General features: G+C 58.9%; 15 protein-coding genes. 13 read left to right on the forward strand and 2 right to left on the reverse strand.

The annotated features are described in order from the left end of the window. Positions 1-155 precede the first annotated feature (155 nt). The 6 genes from GGE33_RS21630 to GGE33_RS21655 all read left to right on the forward strand — a co-directional run bounded on the left by GGE33_RS21630 (position 156) and on the right by GGE33_RS21655 (position 7,515). A complete protein-coding gene (locus GGE33_RS21630; RefSeq protein WP_183827811.1) occupies positions 156-2,432 on the forward strand; it encodes a TonB-dependent receptor family protein in 2,277 nt (758 codons plus the stop codon). Positions 2,433-2,530: 98 nt separating this feature from the next. Then, entirely contained in the window at positions 2,531-3,547 is a 1,017-nt protein-coding gene (locus tag GGE33_RS27875; RefSeq protein WP_210303820.1) for an ABC transporter substrate-binding protein, read from the forward strand. Positions 3,548-3,555: 8 nt separating this feature from the next. Then, positions 3,556-4,365 (forward strand): ABC transporter permease, encoded by an 810-nt coding sequence (locus GGE33_RS21640; RefSeq protein ID WP_183827815.1) that lies wholly within the window; start codon positions 3,556-3,558, stop codon positions 4,363-4,365. Beyond that, on the forward strand, positions 4,362-5,108 hold the full coding sequence (locus GGE33_RS21645) for an ABC transporter ATP-binding protein (RefSeq protein WP_183827819.1): 747 nt from the start codon (positions 4,362-4,364) through the stop codon (positions 5,106-5,108). Before GGE33_RS21640 ends, GGE33_RS21645 begins: the two co-directional genes overlap by 4 nt. Positions 5,109-5,113: 5 nt before the next feature. After that, complete coding sequence (locus GGE33_RS21650; RefSeq protein ID WP_183827822.1) at positions 5,114-6,325, forward strand: NnrS family protein; 1,212 nt, start codon at positions 5,114-5,116, stop codon at positions 6,323-6,325. 2 nt (positions 6,326-6,327) lie between these two features. After that, on the forward strand, positions 6,328-7,515 hold the full coding sequence (locus GGE33_RS21655) for an NnrS family protein (RefSeq protein ID WP_183827824.1): 1,188 nt from the start codon (positions 6,328-6,330) through the stop codon (positions 7,513-7,515). A gap of 83 nt (positions 7,516-7,598) precedes the next feature. Here GGE33_RS21655 and GGE33_RS21660 read toward each other — a convergent pair whose 3' ends face one another. After that, on the reverse strand, positions 7,599-8,645 hold the full coding sequence (locus GGE33_RS21660; protein WP_183833784.1) for a LacI family DNA-binding transcriptional regulator: 1,047 nt from the start codon (positions 8,643-8,645) through the stop codon (positions 7,599-7,601). A 272-nt stretch (positions 8,646-8,917) separates the two neighbouring features. On the opposite strand from GGE33_RS21660, the gene GGE33_RS21665 reads away from it, so the two are divergent. The 7 genes from GGE33_RS21665 to GGE33_RS21695 all read left to right on the forward strand — a co-directional run bounded on the left by GGE33_RS21665 (position 8,918) and on the right by GGE33_RS21695 (position 19,301). Beyond that, positions 8,918-10,099: a YyaL domain-containing protein gene (locus tag GGE33_RS21665; RefSeq protein WP_183827830.1), complete on the forward strand. Its 1,182-nt coding sequence runs from the start codon at positions 8,918-8,920 to the stop codon at positions 10,097-10,099. Between the two features lie 8 nt (positions 10,100-10,107). Further along, the gene (locus GGE33_RS21670) at positions 10,108-11,853 is read left to right on the forward strand and encodes a DUF2264 domain-containing protein (protein WP_183827833.1); all 1,746 of its coding nucleotides are present in this window, start codon (positions 10,108-10,110) and stop codon (positions 11,851-11,853) included. Between the two features lie 30 nt (positions 11,854-11,883). Further along, complete coding sequence (locus GGE33_RS21675) at positions 11,884-13,179, forward strand: ABC transporter substrate-binding protein (RefSeq protein ID WP_183827837.1); 1,296 nt, start codon at positions 11,884-11,886, stop codon at positions 13,177-13,179. Positions 13,180-13,305: 126 nt separating this feature from the next. Next, a complete protein-coding gene (locus GGE33_RS21680) occupies positions 13,306-14,193 on the forward strand; it encodes a carbohydrate ABC transporter permease (protein WP_183827840.1) in 888 nt (295 codons plus the stop codon). Continuing rightward, positions 14,190-15,113, forward strand: a complete 924-nt coding sequence (locus GGE33_RS21685) for a carbohydrate ABC transporter permease (protein ID WP_183827843.1) — start codon at positions 14,190-14,192, stop codon at positions 15,111-15,113. Before GGE33_RS21680 ends, GGE33_RS21685 begins: the two co-directional genes overlap by 4 nt. A 15-nt stretch (positions 15,114-15,128) precedes the next feature. Then, positions 15,129-16,292, forward strand: a complete 1,164-nt coding sequence (locus tag GGE33_RS21690; protein ID WP_183827846.1) for an ABC transporter ATP-binding protein — start codon at positions 15,129-15,131, stop codon at positions 16,290-16,292. Between the two features lie 777 nt (positions 16,293-17,069). Next, the gene (locus GGE33_RS21695; RefSeq protein WP_183827848.1) at positions 17,070-19,301 is read left to right on the forward strand and encodes a methyl-accepting chemotaxis protein; all 2,232 of its coding nucleotides are present in this window, start codon (positions 17,070-17,072) and stop codon (positions 19,299-19,301) included. A gap of 656 nt (positions 19,302-19,957) precedes the next feature. Here the strand turns inward: GGE33_RS21695 and GGE33_RS21700 are convergent. Then, a complete protein-coding gene (locus GGE33_RS21700; RefSeq protein ID WP_183827850.1) occupies positions 19,958-20,392 on the reverse strand; it encodes a DUF2721 domain-containing protein in 435 nt (144 codons plus the stop codon). Positions 20,393-20,690: the final 298 nt, after the last annotated feature.

The following is a 20,690-nucleotide window of genomic DNA, read 5'->3' on the forward strand; positions in this document are numbered from 1 at the left end:
GAAGCCGGACCGGCGCTCCATTAACGCTGGCGACATGACCGTTGCGCCTGTGCTCCTTCCCCAAGAATTCCCCTCGCTCTGTCCGTAGCCACCTCGCGGCGCCTGATGGCGCACGGGCGTGGCATCCAAAACATGCAGTCCGGGGGCCTTTCATCATGTCCATTACACAAGAGCGCGTCGCCCAGACACCGCTCAATCGAAACGCTGGCGTCAAGCGTTTAGCAAGCCATACGTTCATCCTTCTCTTTGCCTCCACCTCGCTCAGCCAGACAGCGCTGGCGCAATCTGCGGTGCCAGGTTCGTCAACCGTACTTGAGCCGATCGTTCTGGAATTCGGGCAGAAAACGACTACCGGTTGGTCCGATGGCGTGATGGACAGGATGGCCGGCGGCGTCACGCTGGTTCAGGCCGACAGCTGGCAAGGTGTGATTGCGCCGACCCTGTCGGATGTTTTGGCTGGAGTTCCGGGCGTCGTGGTGCAGGATTTCTTCGGCGCCAACGACCAGCCGCGCATCCAGATCCGCGGCTCCGGCCTGCAGCAGAATCCGGTCGAGCGCGGCATCCTGATGCTGCATGACGGCCTGCCGATAAACCGCGCCGACGGCTCCTATATTGTCGGGCTTGCCAATCCCTCGACCGCGCAGGGCGTGGAAGTCTATCGTGGCTACATGGCGAACCGGCTCGGTGCCACCGTGCTTGGCGGCGCCATGAACTTCATGTCACCACCGATTGCCGGCGCGCCCGGCGTCGAGATTACCACCGGCGGCGGCAGCTTCGGCCAGGTCGGCGGCACGGCGCGCGCCAATTTCGGCGATGAAAGCCTCGGCGCTTCGATCTATGCCGATGCGACACGACGAGACGGCTTTCGTGACTACAATTCGTCCGAGCGCGTGAGTTTCGGCGGCAGCTTCGTTGCCGAGCTTTCCGATGTCGTGACCACCCGCGTGTTCTTCGATTACACCGATCTCGGTTTTGACGTCGCCGGCCCGATCAACAAGGCGGCGCTCGAAAGCGATCCGAGCCAGGTTTCGGCAGGCCCTGTCATTGTCGGTGGCGTCGCCACCAATCCCGGCCCCAATGTGCTGCGCGACAAGCCGCGCCGGGATGCAACGCAGGTGATGCTCGGTTCGCGTACCACGATCGATCTCGGCGAACACCGCATCGATCTCGGCCTCGGTTACACCCATACCGACGACAGCTTCCGTTTTCCGGTATCCGCCGGCATTCGCGAAACGGTCGGCGGCGACCTGACGGGCATGGCCCGCTACAGCTATGCACCGGACGGATTTGGCGATCTGCCTTTGTTCGAAACCTCGGCGCTCTATACGATCGGCTCGGCGGATCGCCGTTATTACCTCAATGAAGCGGGTACACGCGGCGGCCTGTTCGGTGAAGACGACTTCGACGCCTCGACCCTGTCGCTGCATGCCGGTTTCAACATTCCGGTCGCCGACGGCTGGACAGTTTCGCCTGCCATTTCATACGCGCATGCCTCGCGGCGCAATAGCGATACCTATTCGTCGGCAACGCGTCCGACGATCGCCTACAATCCGATGAACCCGACGGTACGCCTGCCGAACGGCGCCATAACTGCGACTGATACCAGCTATGATCGCAGCTATACGGCCTGGAGCCCCAGTCTCGGTGTGACTTACGAACCATCCACCGATCACATCTTCTTTGCCGCCATCAGCCGCAGCTTCGAACCCCCAACGCATGACGACCTGCTGGCGACCATCAATGGTACCCCGAACAGCAGCCCCGGACGCCCGGCACCTGCGAACCCGTCTCTGCCCTCCAACGCCTTCATCACGCCCGCTCTCGAAGCTCAGACGGCAACGACACTCGAAGGAGGCTGGCGCGGCCAGACCGGTAGAGTTGGTTGGGACCTCACCACTTATTATTCCTGGATCGACAATGAGCTTCTGAGCCTGCGCGATGCGACCGGCGCATCCATTGGCGCCATCAATGCTGATCGAACCCGTCATTTCGGCATCGAGATCGGCCTATCCACCGATCTCACCGACCGTCTGACCGGACGGGTAGCCTACACGTTCCAGGATTTTCGTTTCGTCGACGATCCGTTGCGTGGCGACAACTACCTTGCCGGCGCACCGCGCCACATCGTCAACCTGGCGCTCGCTTATCAGGCGACCGACGACTGGACGATTTCCACCAACCTGAAATGGGTGCCGGACGAGACGCCGGTCGACAACATGAACACGTTATGGGCCGATCCTTACGCCGTGGTCGATCTGAAGACCGAATACCGCATCAACGACAAACTCTCGCTCTTCGGTGAGATCACCAATCTGTTCGACGAAAAATACGCTTCCTCGACGCTGGTGGTCGATCAGGCGACCGCGGGACAGGCCGCCTACATTCCGGGCGACGGTCGCGGCTTCTATGCCGGCCTCAGGAGCCGCTTCTGAAAATCCGCCCCTGTTGTCGCGCCGTTTCTTGCGCTTACGCAAAGAGCCGGCGTGATGACCGGATAAGATCCTTATCGCCCCCTTGGAAAGAATCCGTCGTGAACCTTTTTGCAAAACCCGAGAATTCCAGCACCTTGAACGGTATCGACCGCCGCTCCCTGTTGCGGACGGCCGCAACTGCAGCGCTTGCGCTTCCGTTCGTCAGCCGCGTCAATGCCGCCACACTTGATGAACTCGTGCTTTACGGACCTCCGGCCGGCCCTTCGATCACGCTTGCCTATGCCGTTGGCGCCGGCCTGCTGCGCGATGTCGCCGAGCGTGTGCGTTTCCGCATCTGGCGCACGCCGGACGAAACGCGCGCAGGCCTCACCTCCGGTACCATGCAGGCCGTGGTCATGCCGGTGACGGCAGCGGCAAACCTCAGCAACCGTGGCTTCGGCGTCAAGCTCGCCAATGTGATGACCAATGGCCTGCTCTATGTGATCTCGACCAACCCCGAAATCCGCAGCATTGCCGATCTGACCGGCAGAGAAATCACCGTACCCTTCCCCAACGATACGCCGGAACTGGTATTCGACGCCGTGCTGGCGCATCACGGTCTGGCTGACAAGGTGAAGGTCAGCCGTTCCGGCTCGCCGATCGAGGCGATCCAGCTGCTGCTTTCCGGCCGGATCGAAACGGCACTGGTGCCAGAACCGGCCGCGACCGCGGCAATGATCAAGGCCTCGAGTACGGGCAAGACCGTCCATCGCGCAATAGACATGCAAAAGGAATGGGGCGCAGTGACAGGGCTTGCGGCCATCATGCCGCAGGCGGGACTGGCATTGGCGCCTGCCTTTCTGCGCGACTACCCGGAGAGGATCGCCCCCCTTCTCTCCGGTCTCGAAAAGGCTACAGCAGATGTCGTTGTCAACCCGGCAGCCGCGGCTGGCCACGCCGCTTCGGCGCTGGAACTGCCCTGGCCGGTCATCGAAAAATCCGTGCCTTTCTCCAATCTCGTCGCAACGCCCGCAGCTAAGGCGCGCCCCGAGATCGAGGCGCTGCTTGAAGCTATCGCGAAGACCAACGCACCAATGATCGGCGGAAAACTACCCGACGACACGCTGTATCTGTGAGCCCAACCATGACCTCACTTGCCGAGCGCGCTTCAAAAACGGGACAATTTCTCTGGTCCGGCTGGTCCGGCCTTGCAGGATTGAGCGTTTTTGCAGCCTTCTGGCAGGTGGCGCATGAAGCCTATGGCAGCTTCATCCTGCCCTCGCCGCTGGAAACGCTTGCCGCTGCGAGGGCCCTTCTGGGCGAGGCTTCCGCCTGGCAGCTCTTGCTCACCACCTCGTCACGCGCACTCTCGGGCTTCGCGCTTGCCGGCGTGATCGGCACCATGGCCGGATGCCTTGCCGGGTTTCATCCGGCGATCCTGCGCCTCGTTCAACCGCAGATCACCCTGATGCTCGGCGTGCCGCCGATTGCCTGGATCGTGCTTCTGATGATCTGGTTCGGCACCGGTTCAGCGACGGTGACGACGACAGCTGCCGTCGCCTGCCTGCCGATCGTTTTTCTCGGTGCGGCGGAAGGTATCGCCAGTCGCGACAGGCTGCTTGACGACATGGCGCTCTCGCTCGGCATGGGGCGGGTTGGCAGATTTGTTCGCATCACCGCTCCGCAAATGCTGAACCGCCTCTTCCCGATCCTCGTCATGGCGCTCGGAACCGCTTTCAAGGCCGCCGTGATGGCCGAACTTCTCGCCAATGCCGGAGGGATCGGCGAAGCGCTTGCGGTCTCGCGTTCCAATCTCGACGTGGCGAACGCACTTGCCTGGATCCTGCTATCGGTAAGTGCACTGCTTGCCGTCGAATATGGGCTGATCCAGCCGACACGTTCCGAGCTGGAAGCATGGCGCCATGCCGCCCGGCCATGGGGTGTCAAGCGATGAGCGCCCTCACTCTCAACGACATCGGACACGCCTTTCTCGGCCGCACGGTTCTTGATCGGGTTACACTCGACATCGGCGAAGGCGAACTGGTGGCCCTGGTCGGGCCATCCGGTTGCGGCAAGAGCACGCTTCTGCATATCGCCGCGGGGCTTGTCGAACCGCGACATGGCCGCATCAACCGGACTTATGGACGACACGCAGTCGTGTTTCAGGAACCGAGGCTCCTGCCATGGGCCACGGCGCGCAAGAATATCGGCATGGCCCTTCCGGAAAGGCTCTCGGTTCGCGACCGTCACGATCGTATCCTCGCTGCAGCGGCGGCGGCCGCTCTTGAAGGCGAAGATCTCGACAAATATCCGGTCCAGCTTTCGGGCGGCATGAAGCAGCGCACCGCGATTGCCCGCGCGCTGGCAAGCGAAGCCGATTTTCTGTTTTTCGACGAGCCGTTTACCGCGCTTGACCCCGCGCTTCGCCGCCATATGCAGGATATCGTCATCGGCCATGTGGGCAGCGGCAAACGCGGTGGCCTCTTCATCACCCATGACATGGCAGAGGCAGTGCGGATCGCTCATCGGGTCGTCGTGCTGGACCGGCGCGGAAACGGAATATCTGGGAAGCGTCACATATCGCTCATGCCTGGAGAACGTGACGAGCGGATGGTTTTCGAGACCGTTCAGCACTTCATGAAGCAAGACCCGCTGTTTCGACATGTCGAGGAACTCGACGAACGGAGGGCGGGATGACGGTGATGCCCGTTGATACAACTTCGGGATGGCGCACTATCCTGCGGGCCGCGACCGCCGAAGGGCTGCGGTTGTTCTTCCCGATTGCCGCTTTGCACACAGCTCTCTGGCCTCTGCTTTGGGTCGCAGGCTGGCAGCTCGGCCTGCCCTTCGCCCACAACACCCTGCCGGCCCACTGGCATGCCCAGGAAATGCTTATTGGATCGTTTGGAGCAGCATTGCTCGGGTTTCTCACCTCGGCTTTGCCGGAATGGACGGATACGAAGGGATTTTCGGGAAGGCCACTGCTCATCCTCGCAGGCCTGTGGACTTCAGCGCGGCTCATCGGCCTATTCGGCATTGACGCCGCAATCCTTCTCGGCGGCATTTTTGATCAGATATGGCTGGTTTTCCTTGTTGGTTACGCCGCCTGTCTGGGGTGGAGAAAACGGACGATGGCGCTGACCGGCTTCGTCCTGCTGCTCGCAACGTTGGCAATCGCCGCCGGCCTTCTGCGTTTTTCCATGCTGACGGACGCCTATGATCTGGCCGAGCGCACTATACGGCTCATGCAATATGCATTGCTTGGCCTTCTCGGCCTGGCCCTGGCTCGCATTACCGTGCCGATCACCAATCGTGTTCTCGACCCGAGTGAGGAAACCTCGCCCTACCGTCCGCATCCGGGGCGGATCAACCTCGCGCCGGGCCTTGCAGGACTGCTGATTGCCGCCGAATTCTCAGGCTTTTCCGATGCCGTCTGCGGTTACCTGGTACTGGCGACAGGCGCTGCATTCCTCGACCGCGTCGCCGAAGGTTTTATCGGCAGACAGGGTTGGACGTTCAAGATCGCAGGCCTGTGGCTTTCAAGCCTGCTTGCCGGCCTGGGCCTTCTTCTCGTCGGCTTCGGCAGGATTGGCCTAGATATCCCGACGCTCGGGGGCTTGCACCTGATGCTGATGGGCGGTCTTGGCCTCGGTGTGCTGCAGGTCCTGTCGATTGCCGGCCTGTTGCATACCGGCCAGCCACTCGGTTTTTCGCGCCTCACCCGCGCTGCCATTCTCTGCCTTCTAACTGCTTTGGCGCTGCGCGTAACGCCGGAATTCTGGCCATCTCTCACGTTGCCCGGTGGGCAATATGGCCCGTCCGCCCTCGCCTGGGCTGCCGCCTTCCTTCTCTGGCTTTACGCCTATATCCCCCTCTTGTGGTCAACCACCACAATCGACCAGGACAGATGTTGACCATGTCGAACACCTCCGCCCCGAAAATCCGTCTTTCAAACCTCGCGCTCGAAGGCTTTAGACCGTTCTTTCTGTTCGGCGCACTTTATGCTGCACTGTCGATCCTGCTCTGGGTGCCTTGGTATCTTGGTTTTCTGCATGTGCCGACGGCACTGTCGCCGATCGCATGGCACCAGCATGAACTTCTGTTCGGTTATGTGCCCGCGATTATCGCTGGCTTCCTACTGACAGCCATGCCCAACTGGACCAAACGCAAACGGTTGACCGGCACGCCGCTCGTTCTTCTGTTTGCCCTCTGGTTAGCGGGACGGCTGGCGACCTTCCTCTCGGAATATACCGGCCTCACCGCCGCAAGCGTCATCAACCTCGCCTTCCTCGTAGTGCTCGGCCTTTATGCGCTACGCGAAGTCGTGGCAGCTAGAAACAAACGTAATTACAAACTGGCGGCCGTGATCGGCCTGATCGCGGCAGCGCAGGCGCTTTTCCTTTATGAATTTTCCCGCTTCGCCCATGTCGATGTCGCGGGACGCCTTGCCATATCCGCCATCATCCTGATGATCGCTATCGTCGGCGGCCGCATCATTCCCACCTTTACCGGCAACTGGCTAAGAAAGAATAATCCCGGCCGCGAGCCGCCACCCTTCGGTCGTTTCGATCTTTTCGTAATGGTGATCTCGACCATAGCGCTTGCCACTTGGCCGCTGGCGTCGCACTGGGACGCTCTGGCAAAACCGGCCGCAATCCTGATGCTGCTCGCCGGTACTCTTCAACTGGTCCGACAGGCGCGCTGGTGTCCCGAACGCACGCTCCACGAACCGCTCGTCACCATCCTCCACGTCGCCTTCCTATTCGTGCCACTTGGCTTTGTCTTGACCGGCATCGCCCTGCTTGCCTATGATTCAAGCTTCGCATCGGCCGGTATCCATGCCTGGACATCGGGGGCGATCGGCACCATGACGCTCGCGGTTATGACCCGCGCAACCCGTGGCCACTCCGGTCAGGCACTGCATGCGCCGGCTTCGACGGTTTTCGTCATCTACCTGCCAATCGTTATCGCTGCCGCACTACGCATCGCCGCAGCGCTTGCGCCACAATACACGATGTTGCTTCTACCGCTCGCCGGTCTGCTCTGGGTTCTTGCCTTTTGCGGCTACGCGATTTTCTATGGCAGGTACATACTGTCCAAATAGCGTCAATGCATGTCGCGGGTCCAATCGCTCCGAGATCAATGCCTATGAAGGCCGTTGCTTCCCGAACGATCAATTAGCAATAACTAAATAGTGCCAACCGAAGCACGCGAGACAAGCGAGACGCCGATGCCGACCCGCCGCGCAACGCGATCCGGCATCGCAGCTCGCTCAAGCAGCAGATCGACCGCCGTGCGGCCGACTTCCTGTCTGTCGATGCGGATCGAGCTGAGCGGCGGCGTTGAGTGACTGCTCACAGGCAGATCATCGAAGCCGATAACCGAGATGTCATTGGGGACCGAGAGACCGGCCGCGGTCGCAGCCTGTATAACGCCGAGCGCCAACATGTCTGCAGCACAGACAAAGCCGGTATAATCCAGCCTGCCGGCTGCCAACCTTTGCTCGACGGCACGTCGCGCATCGAGGCTCATCAGAGCCCGGCTCTGTGTATCAATAAGGTGGACTTCGGGATCGAAGGTGATTCCGAAATCCGAAAGCGCATCACGAAAGCCGTCGAGCCGGAGCGCAAATGACACGCGCCAGGGATGCGTCACATGCGCAATCTTGCGATGCCCCTGCTCCAGTAGATGCCGTGCAGCCAACCACCCGCCGAAGTGATAGTCGGGCGACACGCTCGGGATCCGCATCCGGCGGTCGGCACCGTTGACAATCACGGCAGGACAGCCAAGTTCGCTGATCGCATCCAGCATTTCCGGCGTATCGATGCCAAGCACGATGAGACTTTCGGGGCGCTGCCGTCCAAACCAGCTTTCCTGGGCTAGCAGTGCTGGAACTTCGACGGAAGGAAGAAGCTCCACATTGGTGGCAATGCCGCGCCTTTCGGCTTCCTTCAATATCGAGTCGAGGATCTCGCCGTAAAACTGACCGCTCACCACGAACCGGTCGAAGGTGATGATCGTCGTGGACGCCACGTTATATGCGGGTTCCGGTGGCAGCTGGCGCTTCTGGTATCCGAGCCGGCGTGCCGTCTCAATGATTTGCGCTGCAACGCTCGGACTTACGCCACCACGTCTATTGAGCGCCTTGGATACAGTGCCAACCGAAACGCCGGCTGCAGCTGCAACATCGTGAAGTGTCGCCGTTGAAAGATACGAGTCTGGATCGCTCATCATTCACTTTGTCTCTGCGGTTCTTAACACCCGCGATCGGTTCCGCGACAGAATGTCTATCACGAAAATTTTCGGTATTAAAGCTGTGCGCCATCTTCCGCGATTTTCGTAAATTTTCGCATTTAAATCAACACGCGAGATAGTTTCACATGATTGGCACGCCTAGCAATTGACAATTTATGAAAGGATTTTTCGCCGCATGTGCGAAAAGTTTTCTTAATTGACAAAATTTTCGCACATGCCAAAGTCTTCGCATCTACAGCGAGGAAACCTGCATGCTCACCGCCACCCTTCCACACTCCGTCCAATCTCCTGCCAGGGCAAAACCAAATGGTCGCCAGGCAATCCTGGAGCGGTGCGTCGAACGGGTGAAGTCGACATCGCGCATTTTCGGGCTGCGCAACCCTCAGATCGGCAGCGTGGAAAACGGCTGGCAGTATTGCAATCCGTTCGACTGGGTCATCAGCTTTTATGCCGGGCAGCTTTGGCTCGCTTATCAGTTCAGTGGCGAACCGGGATTGGCCAATCTCGCGCGAGCCCGTCAGTCTGACCTCAACCTGCTTTTGTCCAACCTCGCTGCGCAGGATCATGATCTCGGTTTCATCTTTTCACTGAACTGCGTGGCCGATTGGAAACTGACCGGATCGCAGACAGCGCGGCAGATGGCCCTGCGCGCTGCAGAAGCGCTGCGCGCCCGCTTCAGACCCGCCGGCGGCTATATCCAGGCCTGGAACTCGCATGGTACGGAAAATACGACGCGCTCCACCTTCGTCGCCGGACGCATCATTGCCGACACGATGCAGAACCTTGCGCTGCTTTACTGGGCGCATGCAGAAACCGGCGCGCCCGATTTCAAGATGATTGCCGACGCCCATGCGGAAACTACCCGCCGCAATCTGATCCGGGAAGACGGCACGTCCTTCCATACATTCGTTTTCGACGCCACAACCGGCGCGCCGCTACGCGGTGAAACCCATCAGGGTTATGCGCATGATTCTTGTTGGGCCCGTGGCCAGGCCTGGCTGGTGCATGGCTTTGCGCAATCCTACCGCACGACGGGCAATCCCGAATATCTCGATGCGGCTCGGCTGACCGCGGCCAAGGCAGAAGAGCTTATGGGCGATAACGAGGTGCCTCTCTGGGATCTGCGCCTTCCGGCCGATGAGCCGCAATATCTCGACAGTTCGGCAGGGGCCATTCTGTCGGCCGGGCTTTTCATCCTGGCGGATGTGACAAGCGGTGAAGAGAAAATCCGCTGGCGCGCCTTTGCCGATCGACTGCTCGATGGGCTGATCGAGACTTGCGACGTTACGCAAATTGAAGGGGCGCAGGGATTGCTCGATTATGGCGCGGCCCATGTACGGCGCGGCTCGGTGCGCAACATGCTGCCCTATGGCGACTATTATTTCATGGAAGCGCTCATGCGGTCGCTCGGCCATTCCCGTTTCTGCTGGTGAGACCGACGATGCGTCCTTCGCCACCAATCAATCCAGATGCCGCCATCGACCGGAATGCCGCCGCGCATCTCCTCTCATGGCTCATCGGCAACCATCTCGGCGTGTTCACGCAAGGCAATGCCGGGCTCAAGCTCGGATCGACGGTTGCTGCCTATGATGAACGCGCCGCGCGCCTTGAGGGGCTTTCACGCCTGTTATGGGGTGTGATTCCAGCGCTCGCGGGTGGCTGTTCAGTGCCCGGAGTTGAGGCCATCGTCGAAGGTTTGGCCAACGGCTCCGACCCGGATCATCCTGCCTATTGGGGTGAAGCCGGCGACATGGATCAGCGGCTGGTCGAGATGGCAGCGCTTGCCGTGTTCCTGCGTGAACAACCCGAGCTCCTGAACAGACTGATGTCGCAGGCTTGCCGCGAAAACCTGTTCCGCTGGTTATCGCAAATTCAGCACGCCCGCATCAACCCAAGCAACTGGCGCTTCTTCAGAGTTCTGGTGATCGATGCGCTTGCCAGCGTCGGCTGGCCGGCCGACAGGAAAGGCCTCGCCGAAGAACTTGATTTCATCGACAGCCAGTATGTCGGTGAAGGATGGTACAAGGACGGCGCTGAGGTGGGACGGTTCGACTACTACAATCCCTTCGCCTTCCATTTCTACGGGCTTCTCTATGCGCGCTGGCACGCGGTTGACGATCCCGAGCGGTCGGCGCGCTATATCGAGCGGGCGAGAACCTTTGCTCTCTCGTATCGCCACTGGTTTGCAGAAGATGGTGCGGCTATCGCCTATGGCCGCTCGATGACCTATCGCTTCGGAACCGCCGGTTTTTGGGGCCTCCTCGCCGAATTCGGCCATCCTGAACTGAGTGCAGGAAAGCTGCGTGGCCTCTGGTCGCGGGCGATGCGCTGGTGGCTTGGTCAGCCGATCTTCGACACGGAAGGACGCCTGACCGTAGGTTACGCCTACCCTAACCTGCTGATGAGCGAGTTCTACAACAGTGCGCAATCACCACTCTGGGCGTTGAAAGCCTTCGCTCCGCTGGCCCTTCCTGCCGACCATCCATTTTGGAGCACCGCGGAGGAGGCGGACACTCCGCCCGCTCTCCATGCAGTTGCCGTATCGCGCCAGATTACCTGGCGCTCCAACGGCGTTTCCTATCTGGTCGCGCCGCCGCCGAGACATCGAGAGATCCGGCATGTCGCCGATAAATACGCAAAATTTGCCTATTCCTCACATCACGGCTTCTGCGTGGAATCGCTGGATTGGATCTCAAGCGGCTTTGCCGGCGACAACCTGCTCGCGTTTAGTCGAGATGGCGTTACCTGGGCATTTCGCACTGAGATCGACGAAACCGTTCTCGAAGACGGTGAACTGAAAACGGTCTGGTCATCCTTTCCCGGTTGCCGCGTGACGACACGACAGCGACCGAGCGATGCAGGAGAGTTGCGCGAGAGTACGATCGAGGCAGATTTCCCGCTGCAGGTTCTTGCAACGGGCCATGCGGCAGATCTGTGGATACCGCCGCGGTCCTTGCAGCAGGTGATCGAAAGCGAAGGGCCTTCCGAGGAAAGGCCGGTGGCTGAAGGTTTGACGCTGTTCAGCGACCTGCGCGATCTCGATGGCCGGTTAAAGCGCCGCGTGCTGCCCTGTGCGCCGAACACCAATCTTGTCCATCCCCATTCCGCAGTGCCTGCCTTGCTCGGCTCCATACCCGTCGGCCGCAGTCTCATGCGCACATGCCTGACCGCCGGGAGGCGATCATAACAAGCTGAAGAGGAAATTTAGGAGGAGACCATGTTCAAACGAAAGACACTTGCGGCGCTGACATTCACAGCGCTTGTTTCACTTACATCTGCGGCTTTTGCCGAGGACGCGTCGATCCGTTTCGCCTGGTGGGGTAACGAAGCACGCGCAGCAAATACACTTAAAGTCATAAAGCTTTTCGAGGAGAAAAACCCGGGCATCACTGTGAAAGCCGAATATTCCGGCTATGACGGTTACCAGACACGCCTGAGCACTCAGTTTGCCGGCGGAACTGAGCCGGACGTCATGCAGGTACTACTGGCCTGGCTGCCGATGTTCTCGAAAAAGGGCGACGGCTTTGAAGACATCAACAAGTTCTCCAGCCTGATCAATCTTGAGGAATTCCCCAAGACCACGCTTGAGCAGGTAAGTATCAACGGCAAGATGCAGGGCGTGCCGATCGGCTCGACCGGCTTCCTGTTCCTGTACAACAAGGAACCGTGGCAGAAGGCCAAAATCGACTATCCGAAAACCTGGGATGAGTTGTTCGAAGCCGGGAAACTGATGCGCGAGCGTCTAGGCGACGATTATTACCCGCTCGATCCAACCACGCAGGGCAGCTTCCTGATCTCGCTGTCCTGGGCCATGCAGAAATACAATGTAAACTTCATCGATCCGGACGAACCCAAGGTGACGATGAGCGAGGAACAGGTGGCCGACTGGCTGCGCTTCTTCAAACGACTGGAAAACGAACATGTTCTGGTCAGCATCAAGGCGCGTACCGCCATGGGCGGTGCAAACAAGCCTACATCGCAGATGCCCGACTGGGTGGAAGGTAAGTGGGGCGGCGTCTATTCGCAGGATTCCACGCTGACATCGCGCGCCGATACCCTGAGCGGCGGTCTCGATCAGCTGGAAGTCGGCCCTTACATCATGCTGCCTGACGCCAAGACCGCGGGCACCATGAGCCGCACCGGCTTCATCTATTCGATCAGCAAGCACAGCAAGCAGCAGGAAGCGGCGGCAAAATTCATCAACTTCCTGACAACGGATGCCGAAGCTGCCCGCATCATCGGCACGTCACGCGCCATCCCCGCCTCCAAAACGCAATGGGATGTCCTGACCAACGAAAATCTCATCCCGCCGATCCAGAAGATCGGAACAGGTCAGATCATGGAGCTCGATGAGAAGGGACTTGTGCCACGCTTCTCGCTCTATTTCGAACATCCGCTGATCTACAAGCTTCTGTTCAATACCTTCGAGGAGCTTTCTTTCGACAAGACCACACCGGAGGAAGCTGCGCCGAAGCTGATCAAGGAAGCCACCCGGATACTGTCCCGCCTATAGCGCGACAACGGTCACCGGCCCGCGAGGTCCGGATGAGCCCGACCTTTCCGGAAGAGTGCGACGGCTGCTGTCGGCGCACTCACCCTTCCACGCGGCCATCGGCCGAACATTTCTCAGGTGATGCGGATGTATGAAAGCAAACGCCTTGGCTATATCTTTGTGCTGCCCTTTATTCTGGGCATCCTCGCCTTCAATCTATTCCCTTTCGCGGCCTCGTTCGCGTTGAGCTTTACCGACTATCCTCTGATCGGATCACCCACCTATATCGGGCTGGAAAACTACGAAAAGATGGTTTTCGACGATGATCTATTCTGGAAGTCGCTGACGGTCACGGTGTCCTTCGCCCTCATCGTCGTTCCGGCCCGGCTGGCGGTCGCGCTTTTCATCGCGCAGGTGCTGAACTTCAAGCTGCGCGGCATCAATTTCTTCCGCGCCGCCTATTACCTCCCGACCATTCTCGGCGGCTCGATCGCCATCTCCGTGATGTGGAAGTTCCTTTTCCAGCAGAAGGGGCTGGTCAACATCATCCTCGATACGGTCGGCATCGATCCGATCCCGTGGCTGGCAAGCGAGCGTTATGCGGTCTGGACCATTGTCGCGCTCAACACCTGGCAGTTCGGCGCTGCCATGGTGATCTTTCTGGCCGCGCTCCAGGGCGTGCCGAAATCGCTTTACGAAGCAGCCGAAATCGACGGTGCATCCTTCTGGCAGCAGTTCCGCAGTGTAACCCTGCCGATCATCACGCCGGTCATCTTCTTCAACATGATCATGCAGATCGTGAACTGCTTCCAGGAGTTCAACGCGCCTTACATGATTACCGAAGGCGGCCCGCTCTACTCCACTTACTTCATGGCCATCTACATCTACGACGAAGCATTCAAATATTTCAACATGGGCTACGCCAGTGCCTTGTCCTGGGTCCTGTTCTTCCTGATCGTCGCGATTGCAGGCGTCCTGTTCTGGTCCTCGAAATATTGGGTCTTCTATTCAGGGGAAAAGGAGAAAGCGCGATGAGCAGTGACACAGTCGCAACCGCGCTGCCGAAAACGCGAATCCCGTCGAACGCGGAAGTGCTGCGCACCCAACGCAGGGAGCGGATTTCACTCGCCTTGCGCTATCTGATACTGGGAAGCGTCGGCTTGCTGATGCTTTATCCGTTGTTCTGGCTGCTGGGAGCATCGTTCAAATCGAACCAGGAAATCTTCACCACGATCTGGTTCCTGCCGCGTGACCTTACCCAGTTGCTCGATTTCAGCGCCTATTACCATGGCTGGATGACGCGGACCGAGTTTACCTTCGCAACCTACTTCCTGAACTCGTTCCTCATCGTCATCCCGCGGGTCATCGTCACGCTGATTTCGTGCACGCTGGTGGCATATTCCTTCGCACGCTTTGAATATCCGGGGAAAAAGTTCCTGTTTTCCATCATGATCGGCACCATGCTCCTGCCGCCGATCGTGTTGCGCGTGCCGCAATATCTGATGTTCAAGGAACTGGGCATGATCGACACCTATTGGCCGTTGATCCTGCCATCGGCCTTTGCCGTCGATACCTTCTTCACCTTCCTTGTCGTCCAGTTCCTGCGCGGCACGCCTCGCGACATGGAAGAGGCGGCGATCATCGACGGCTGCAACGCCTTGCAGCTTCTGTGGCACATCGTCGTGCCGCTTTTAAAACCGGCGCTGATCTCGGTTGCTCTCTTCCAGTTCATCTGGACGATGAACGACTTCATTGGGCCACTGATCTACATTTCCACCGTCGAGAAATACCCTGTGTCACTCGCGCTCAAGATGAGCATGGACGTCAGCGGCGAAGTCGAGTGGGCCAATATTATTGCAATTTCCATCGTAGCCCTGCTGCCGTCACTGACCGTGTTCTTCCTGGCGCAGCGCTACTTCATCGAGGGCGCGACCTCGAGCGGCATCAAGGGTTGAGGAGAAGGAGCCATCATGGCTAGCGTTAATCTCGAAAAGATCGTCAAGACATATCCCAACGGTTTCGAGGCCGTGCACGGTGTCGACCTTGAAGTGCGCGATGGCGAATTCATGGTCTTTGTGGGCCCGTCCGGCTGCTCGAAAAGCACCATTCTGCGCATGATCGCTGGGCTGGAATCGATTTCCGGCGGAGAACTGAAGATCGGCAATACTGTCGTCAACAACCTGCGCGCCAAGGAGCGCGGGATTGCCATGGTATTCCAGAACTATGCGCTTTATCCGCATATGAAAGTCTATGACAACATGGCCTTCGGCCTGAAGCTGGCAGGTCTGCCCAAGCAGGAAATCCACGAACGTGTCACCCAGGCCGCCAAAATGCTGGAAATGGAGCATCTGCTCGATCGCCTGCCGCGCCAGCTTTCGGGTGGTCAGGCGCAGCGCGTGGCTGTCGGCCGCTGCATCGTCAAGCGGCCGGACGTGTTCCTCTTCGATGAGCCGCTCTCCAACCTCGACGCCAAGCTGCGTGCCTCGATGCGCGTGCGTCTGACGGAACTTCATCGCGAGTTGCGTGACCGGGGACAGCCATCGACGGCAATCTACGTGACCCATGACCAGGTCGAGGCAATGACCATGGGCGAACGCATCTGCGTGCTGAAAGACGGCACGATCCAGCAGGTGGACACGCCGACGACGCTCTATGATCGCCCCGTCAATGCCTTCGTCGCCGGGTTCATCGGCTCGCCCGAAATGAACATCCGCCCGGCAACGGTGGTGGCGCGCGACGGCGGGTTGGGTGTCGAGATCGGCGATACGATGCTGCCGCTTCCCGCTGCATTTTCCGATGCCCTTCGCAATCGAATCGGCCAGAAGGTGCAGTTCGGTATTCGCCCTGAAAATATCGGCACGCCACGCAGCATTCTTGCTGCGGGATCGCAGGAACGTGCTTCCGTCGCCAATTGCACTTTCCGCTTGCGCGAGCATATGGGCAACGAGGTCTATACCTATTTCGATCTTGGCGGCCACGAGTTTGCCGCCCGTGTCCCGACCGATTTTGCCGGCGAGATCGACAAAGCAGAACGTGGCCAGACGATCCCGCTCGGTTTCGTGATGGACAAGGCACACATATTCGATGCGGATACCGGATTGAATCTGACGCTAAGCGCATTGCAACCGGCTTAAGCTACCTAGCTTGACAGGTAACACCTGCGCCAAAGGACGCAGCACACACCTGTCAGCTGGAGCCGCGCAACATAAACCGCCTTCCCTTGAATAGGATCGGCGGTTTGCTGCAGCTCGAAGAGGCTTGGCGCGCAAAAACGGACCTGGAAAGCTGATGGTTCTGAAGCGTGAAGTCTCTGTTTTAGCTGTCAACTGCCCTTCAGAACGCCGTTGCCGCAGCACACATCTGCCGGCTCGCGCGTAACCGCGGAGCTACAGAAGAAGATCGTGGATCTGACCATTACTCCCGGTGGTTTTCCTGCCGCGACCTTGCCTTTCCGGGCGCTTCCGCAACGCTTTGTGTCGCGTTCCTGGCCTCGTTGGAACCAAGTGAGATGCAGCGGGAGCCATCGGAACCTTGGTCCTTCCGCTTGTTTCAGCCAACGACTTCATTCCGTGATGCCTGACATTGTATTCCAAAAACGTCTGCAGTCCTCCTACGACTGGAAGTCGAGAAACGCTCGGCTGTCGCCACGACTTCGGATCATCTGTAAGTAGTCGATAGGGCACGCGGTAATCAAACCTATGCGCATACCCTCCATCACCCGCATGCCGAATGTTGCGCCGCACAACAAATACGCACAATAATTTGATCGATACGGGCGTGAATTAGGAAAGATTTAGTCAATATTGAACATTGATCTTGTAATGCGAGATCGCCTTGATCGCGCGGAGGATATCGGATCGGCGTGTGCAAGGGGAATTGCGTTCCGTGCCGGTCCCTTTGGGGGCATTGCAATGAAATTTTCGGTTCGAAACATACTCGTCACCGTGTTTGCGGTTCTCAGTTTCGCAGTTATGGGTCTTATGTTGCAGCAGCTGCTGCGACAGATCGAAACCCAGCGCGTATCCACCCAACTGGCGGGCTTGGCCTCGCTCGATAAATCGCTGTTCGATGCGCTGCTCGGCATGCGCGGCGAACGCGGCGCCATCAGCTCAGCCGTCAAGCTAGAACCGGTGGATATGGCCTCTACCCGCAAGAATATCGAGGATGGCAGACGTGATCTCGATGCCGCCTTCAATGATGCCAAATCGATCATCGACAGAGTCGAGCCGGCGAGCCTGAAGATCAGCCTCGGCCCAGTTCTCGAAAACTACCGCAAATGGCTGGATCTTCGCGCGAAGGTGGATGCGGGACTCGCCCTTCCGGTAAAGGATCGCGATGCCAGTGTCGGAAAGAACGCGCTCGGCCTCGCCGACCAGATGCTCGTCGACCTCGAAAAGGCCTCCTATCAGGTCGAAGCGGTCATCAATGCTCGCGGTCCTGCCATGATCATGTTCACGCAGCTGCGTTCGCTTGCCTGGACCTCCCGCACGCAGCTCGGTACCGCCAATTCCTCGATCGTTGGTGCCATCATTTCCAAGCAGCCGCTTTCGGCAGAAAAGCTGGCTGAAATCGCTGTGCAGGACGCCCGCGTGTTTCTGGCCTGGGACGTGATCTCGCAGATTGTTGCAAGCGACACGACGCCGGCCGCCATCCGCGATCTGCACAAGGTTGCGCAGAACACCTACTTCTCCGGCGCCTATGCCGAACAGAAGTCGTCCGCCATCAAGCAGTTCCAAGCTGGGCAATCCTTTGCCATGAATGTGGATGACTGGCGCAAGCCCGCCGGCCCGGCGCAGGCATCGCTTGCCGATATCGCCTCGGCATCGCTGAAGGAAATGACGGCTCTGACAGGCGCCAATGCGGCCGCGTCTACACGGTCGATCGTCATCTATGGCGTTGCCACGCTTCTTGCTCTAGCGCTCGCCATCGTCGGTTTCACTACCATCATCTTCCGTATCGCCAACCCGATCACCGCCCTGACCGGCGCCATGCGCACGCTCGCCGCCGGCGATCTCTCGGCCAAGATCGATGGTGCTACACGCAAAGATGAAATCGGCGACATGGCCCGCGCCGTCGAGGTTTTCCGCGAGGCCTCAATCCACAATCGCCAGCTTGAAGAAGAAGCAATCGGCTCCCGCCAGGCGGCCGAAGCCGAGCGCGTTGCCTTCCAGAAACGCGCCGAAAGCGAAGCCGAAGCCCGCCTCACCCAGGCGACTTCCGGCCTCGCCTCCGGCCTGCGCCGTCTTGCGGCCGGTGATCTGCTCTGCGAAATCGAAGAGGAGTTCTCCGAGCAGTTCGAAGCCTTGCGCCACGATTTCAATAGCTCCATCCGCCAACTGCGGACTGCGCTGGAAGGGGTCGCCAAGTCGGCACTGACGGTTCGCAGCGGCAGCGACGAGATTTCCACTGCCTCGGACCAACTCGCCAAGCGCACCGAACAGCAGGCCGCCTCGCTGGAAGAAACGGCCGCGGCGCTCGAACAGGTTACGACAAACGTCAAGCAGACGTCGGAACGAGCCTCCGAGGCTCGCGAGATGGTTCGCCATGCCAGCGCCCGCGCAAACTCCTCCAGTTCGGTCGTATCGAACGCGATCGATGCTATGAGCAAGATCGAGGCAGCGTCCACACAGATAGGCCAGATCATCGGTGTCATCAACGACATCGCCTTCCAGACCAATCTTCTGGCCCTTAACGCCGGTGTGGAAGCTGCCCGTGCAGGCGAAGCGGGCAAGGGATTTGCGGTCGTTGCCCAGGAAGTCCGTGAACTCGCCCAGCGTTCCGCCAACGCAGCCAAGGAGATCAAGACGCTGATCGGCAATTCGGAAGCCGCGGTCACGCAAGGAGTGGCGTTGGTCAACGATACCGGTAACGGGCTGAACGAGATCGCGAATCTCGTCTCCGCCATCAACCAGCACATGGACGCGATCGCCCTCGGCGCGCGGGAGCAGGCATCGGGTCTCACTGAAATCAACACCTCGGTCAATCACATGGACCAGGTAACCCAGCAGAATGCCGCCATGGTGGAAGAAATGAATGCCGCCGGCGCTGGCCTTGCTGATGAAAGCGGCCGCCTTTCAGAGCTGCTCATGCGTTTTGAGATGCGCCAAGCAGCTACCCAAGGCTCAAGAATGCGCGCCGCCTGATGAAATGAGTTCCGCAACTGTATCGTAGCTCAGGAAAGCCTAAATGCGTTGCGCTCATCCGCGAGCGCAACGCGACATCAACAGAAAAACACCGTGGATCCGACTTCAAGTAATGCCCATTGTCGGCCGAAGGGAAAATGATGCCGCACGCAATCATCCCGCCGACGACCCCACCCAAGACATCTTCGGGCCATCCACCTAGTCGCGATGTCCGGAAACGCTACGAAATGGCCAGGGCGCTCGTGGTTTCAAGCTCTTGATAAGACCAGACCGGCTTTATGCCAGGTTCGTCGGCGATATACCTTGCTCTCGAATATGGCGAGTTGCCTTATAAGTCGAACATCTTGAACAGATACCAGCTGCGCAATGTCATTCGCCGGTTCAAATTGATTGGAATTCCAACTTTTGACCATCGTCGCAGCAGACAGCTCAAACTCGGTATTTCGTTCGACACGCACTGAAATTATCCCGAAAACTATCGCACAATCGGATGTCTGACTTCTCGGTCTCTTCGAAGCCCGCTCTTGATTGTCTCCTTGATGATCAAAGTGCGACCAGCTTATCCGAACAGCACCCGAAGTACGGCGATATCCAAGAGATTGTGGTGCGGTTCGTGAGCAAGCCGAGACGGGGATTGGCGTGAAAAGCTCAGCCGGCTAGCGCCGCTCACGGATTTGCTGGAGCATACTCCTACCCGCATAAACAAGCTCCAGAAGGAACGCGAGAAGCGAAAGCATCAGACAAATGATTGCCCCGCCAAAGAGCCATGGCAGGTTTTCCGGTCGAAGCCGAATGGAAAGGCCGCCTGCAAGAAGATTGAGAATTGCGGCACAAGTACACAAACCCGCTACCACTCCAAAGATGACTGCTATCTCCAGAATAAGCGTGCGACGGCTCAAATAGGTTAGCCATTGCACTCCTCTCTCTCCCAAATCGGGTTTGTCTCCGACTTCATTCAGGCGGTCCGCAACTCGGCCCAGCCGCAGGCTGTAGATACTCACGAACGCTGCTGTCCCGGCAAGCAGAAAGACAGGAGCCAACGATGTCTGGATTATCCCTGCATACTGGTTGATGATGGGTGGTGTATCCATAATTTCCTCCTCGTCCAGGCATCGTCCTCGCTGAGAAGTTCCGAAGCCCTCTTCGTCCACCGGGGCAACAACCTGAAGCAATAGAGAAATGGTAGGGCAGACCGGAAGTCTTGGCTATCCTGCAGTCAAGCCGGCCAATGCAATTTGCGTATGACTCCGCCAAGCAAAGCTGGGCCTTTTCGGAACGCAGTCACTCTATTGGGTCTCTCGACCAGATGTAGTTTGGCCTTTCGGCAAAACCTGGCTAGTGAAGCGACAGCCTAGCTCTATTGCCTCAAGCGCCGCGCCTCGTTTGCTA

It is taken from the genome of Aliirhizobium cellulosilyticum, from assembly GCF_014198105.1.
GTDB classification, from domain to species: domain Bacteria; phylum Pseudomonadota; class Alphaproteobacteria; order Rhizobiales; family Rhizobiaceae; genus Neorhizobium; species Neorhizobium cellulosilyticum.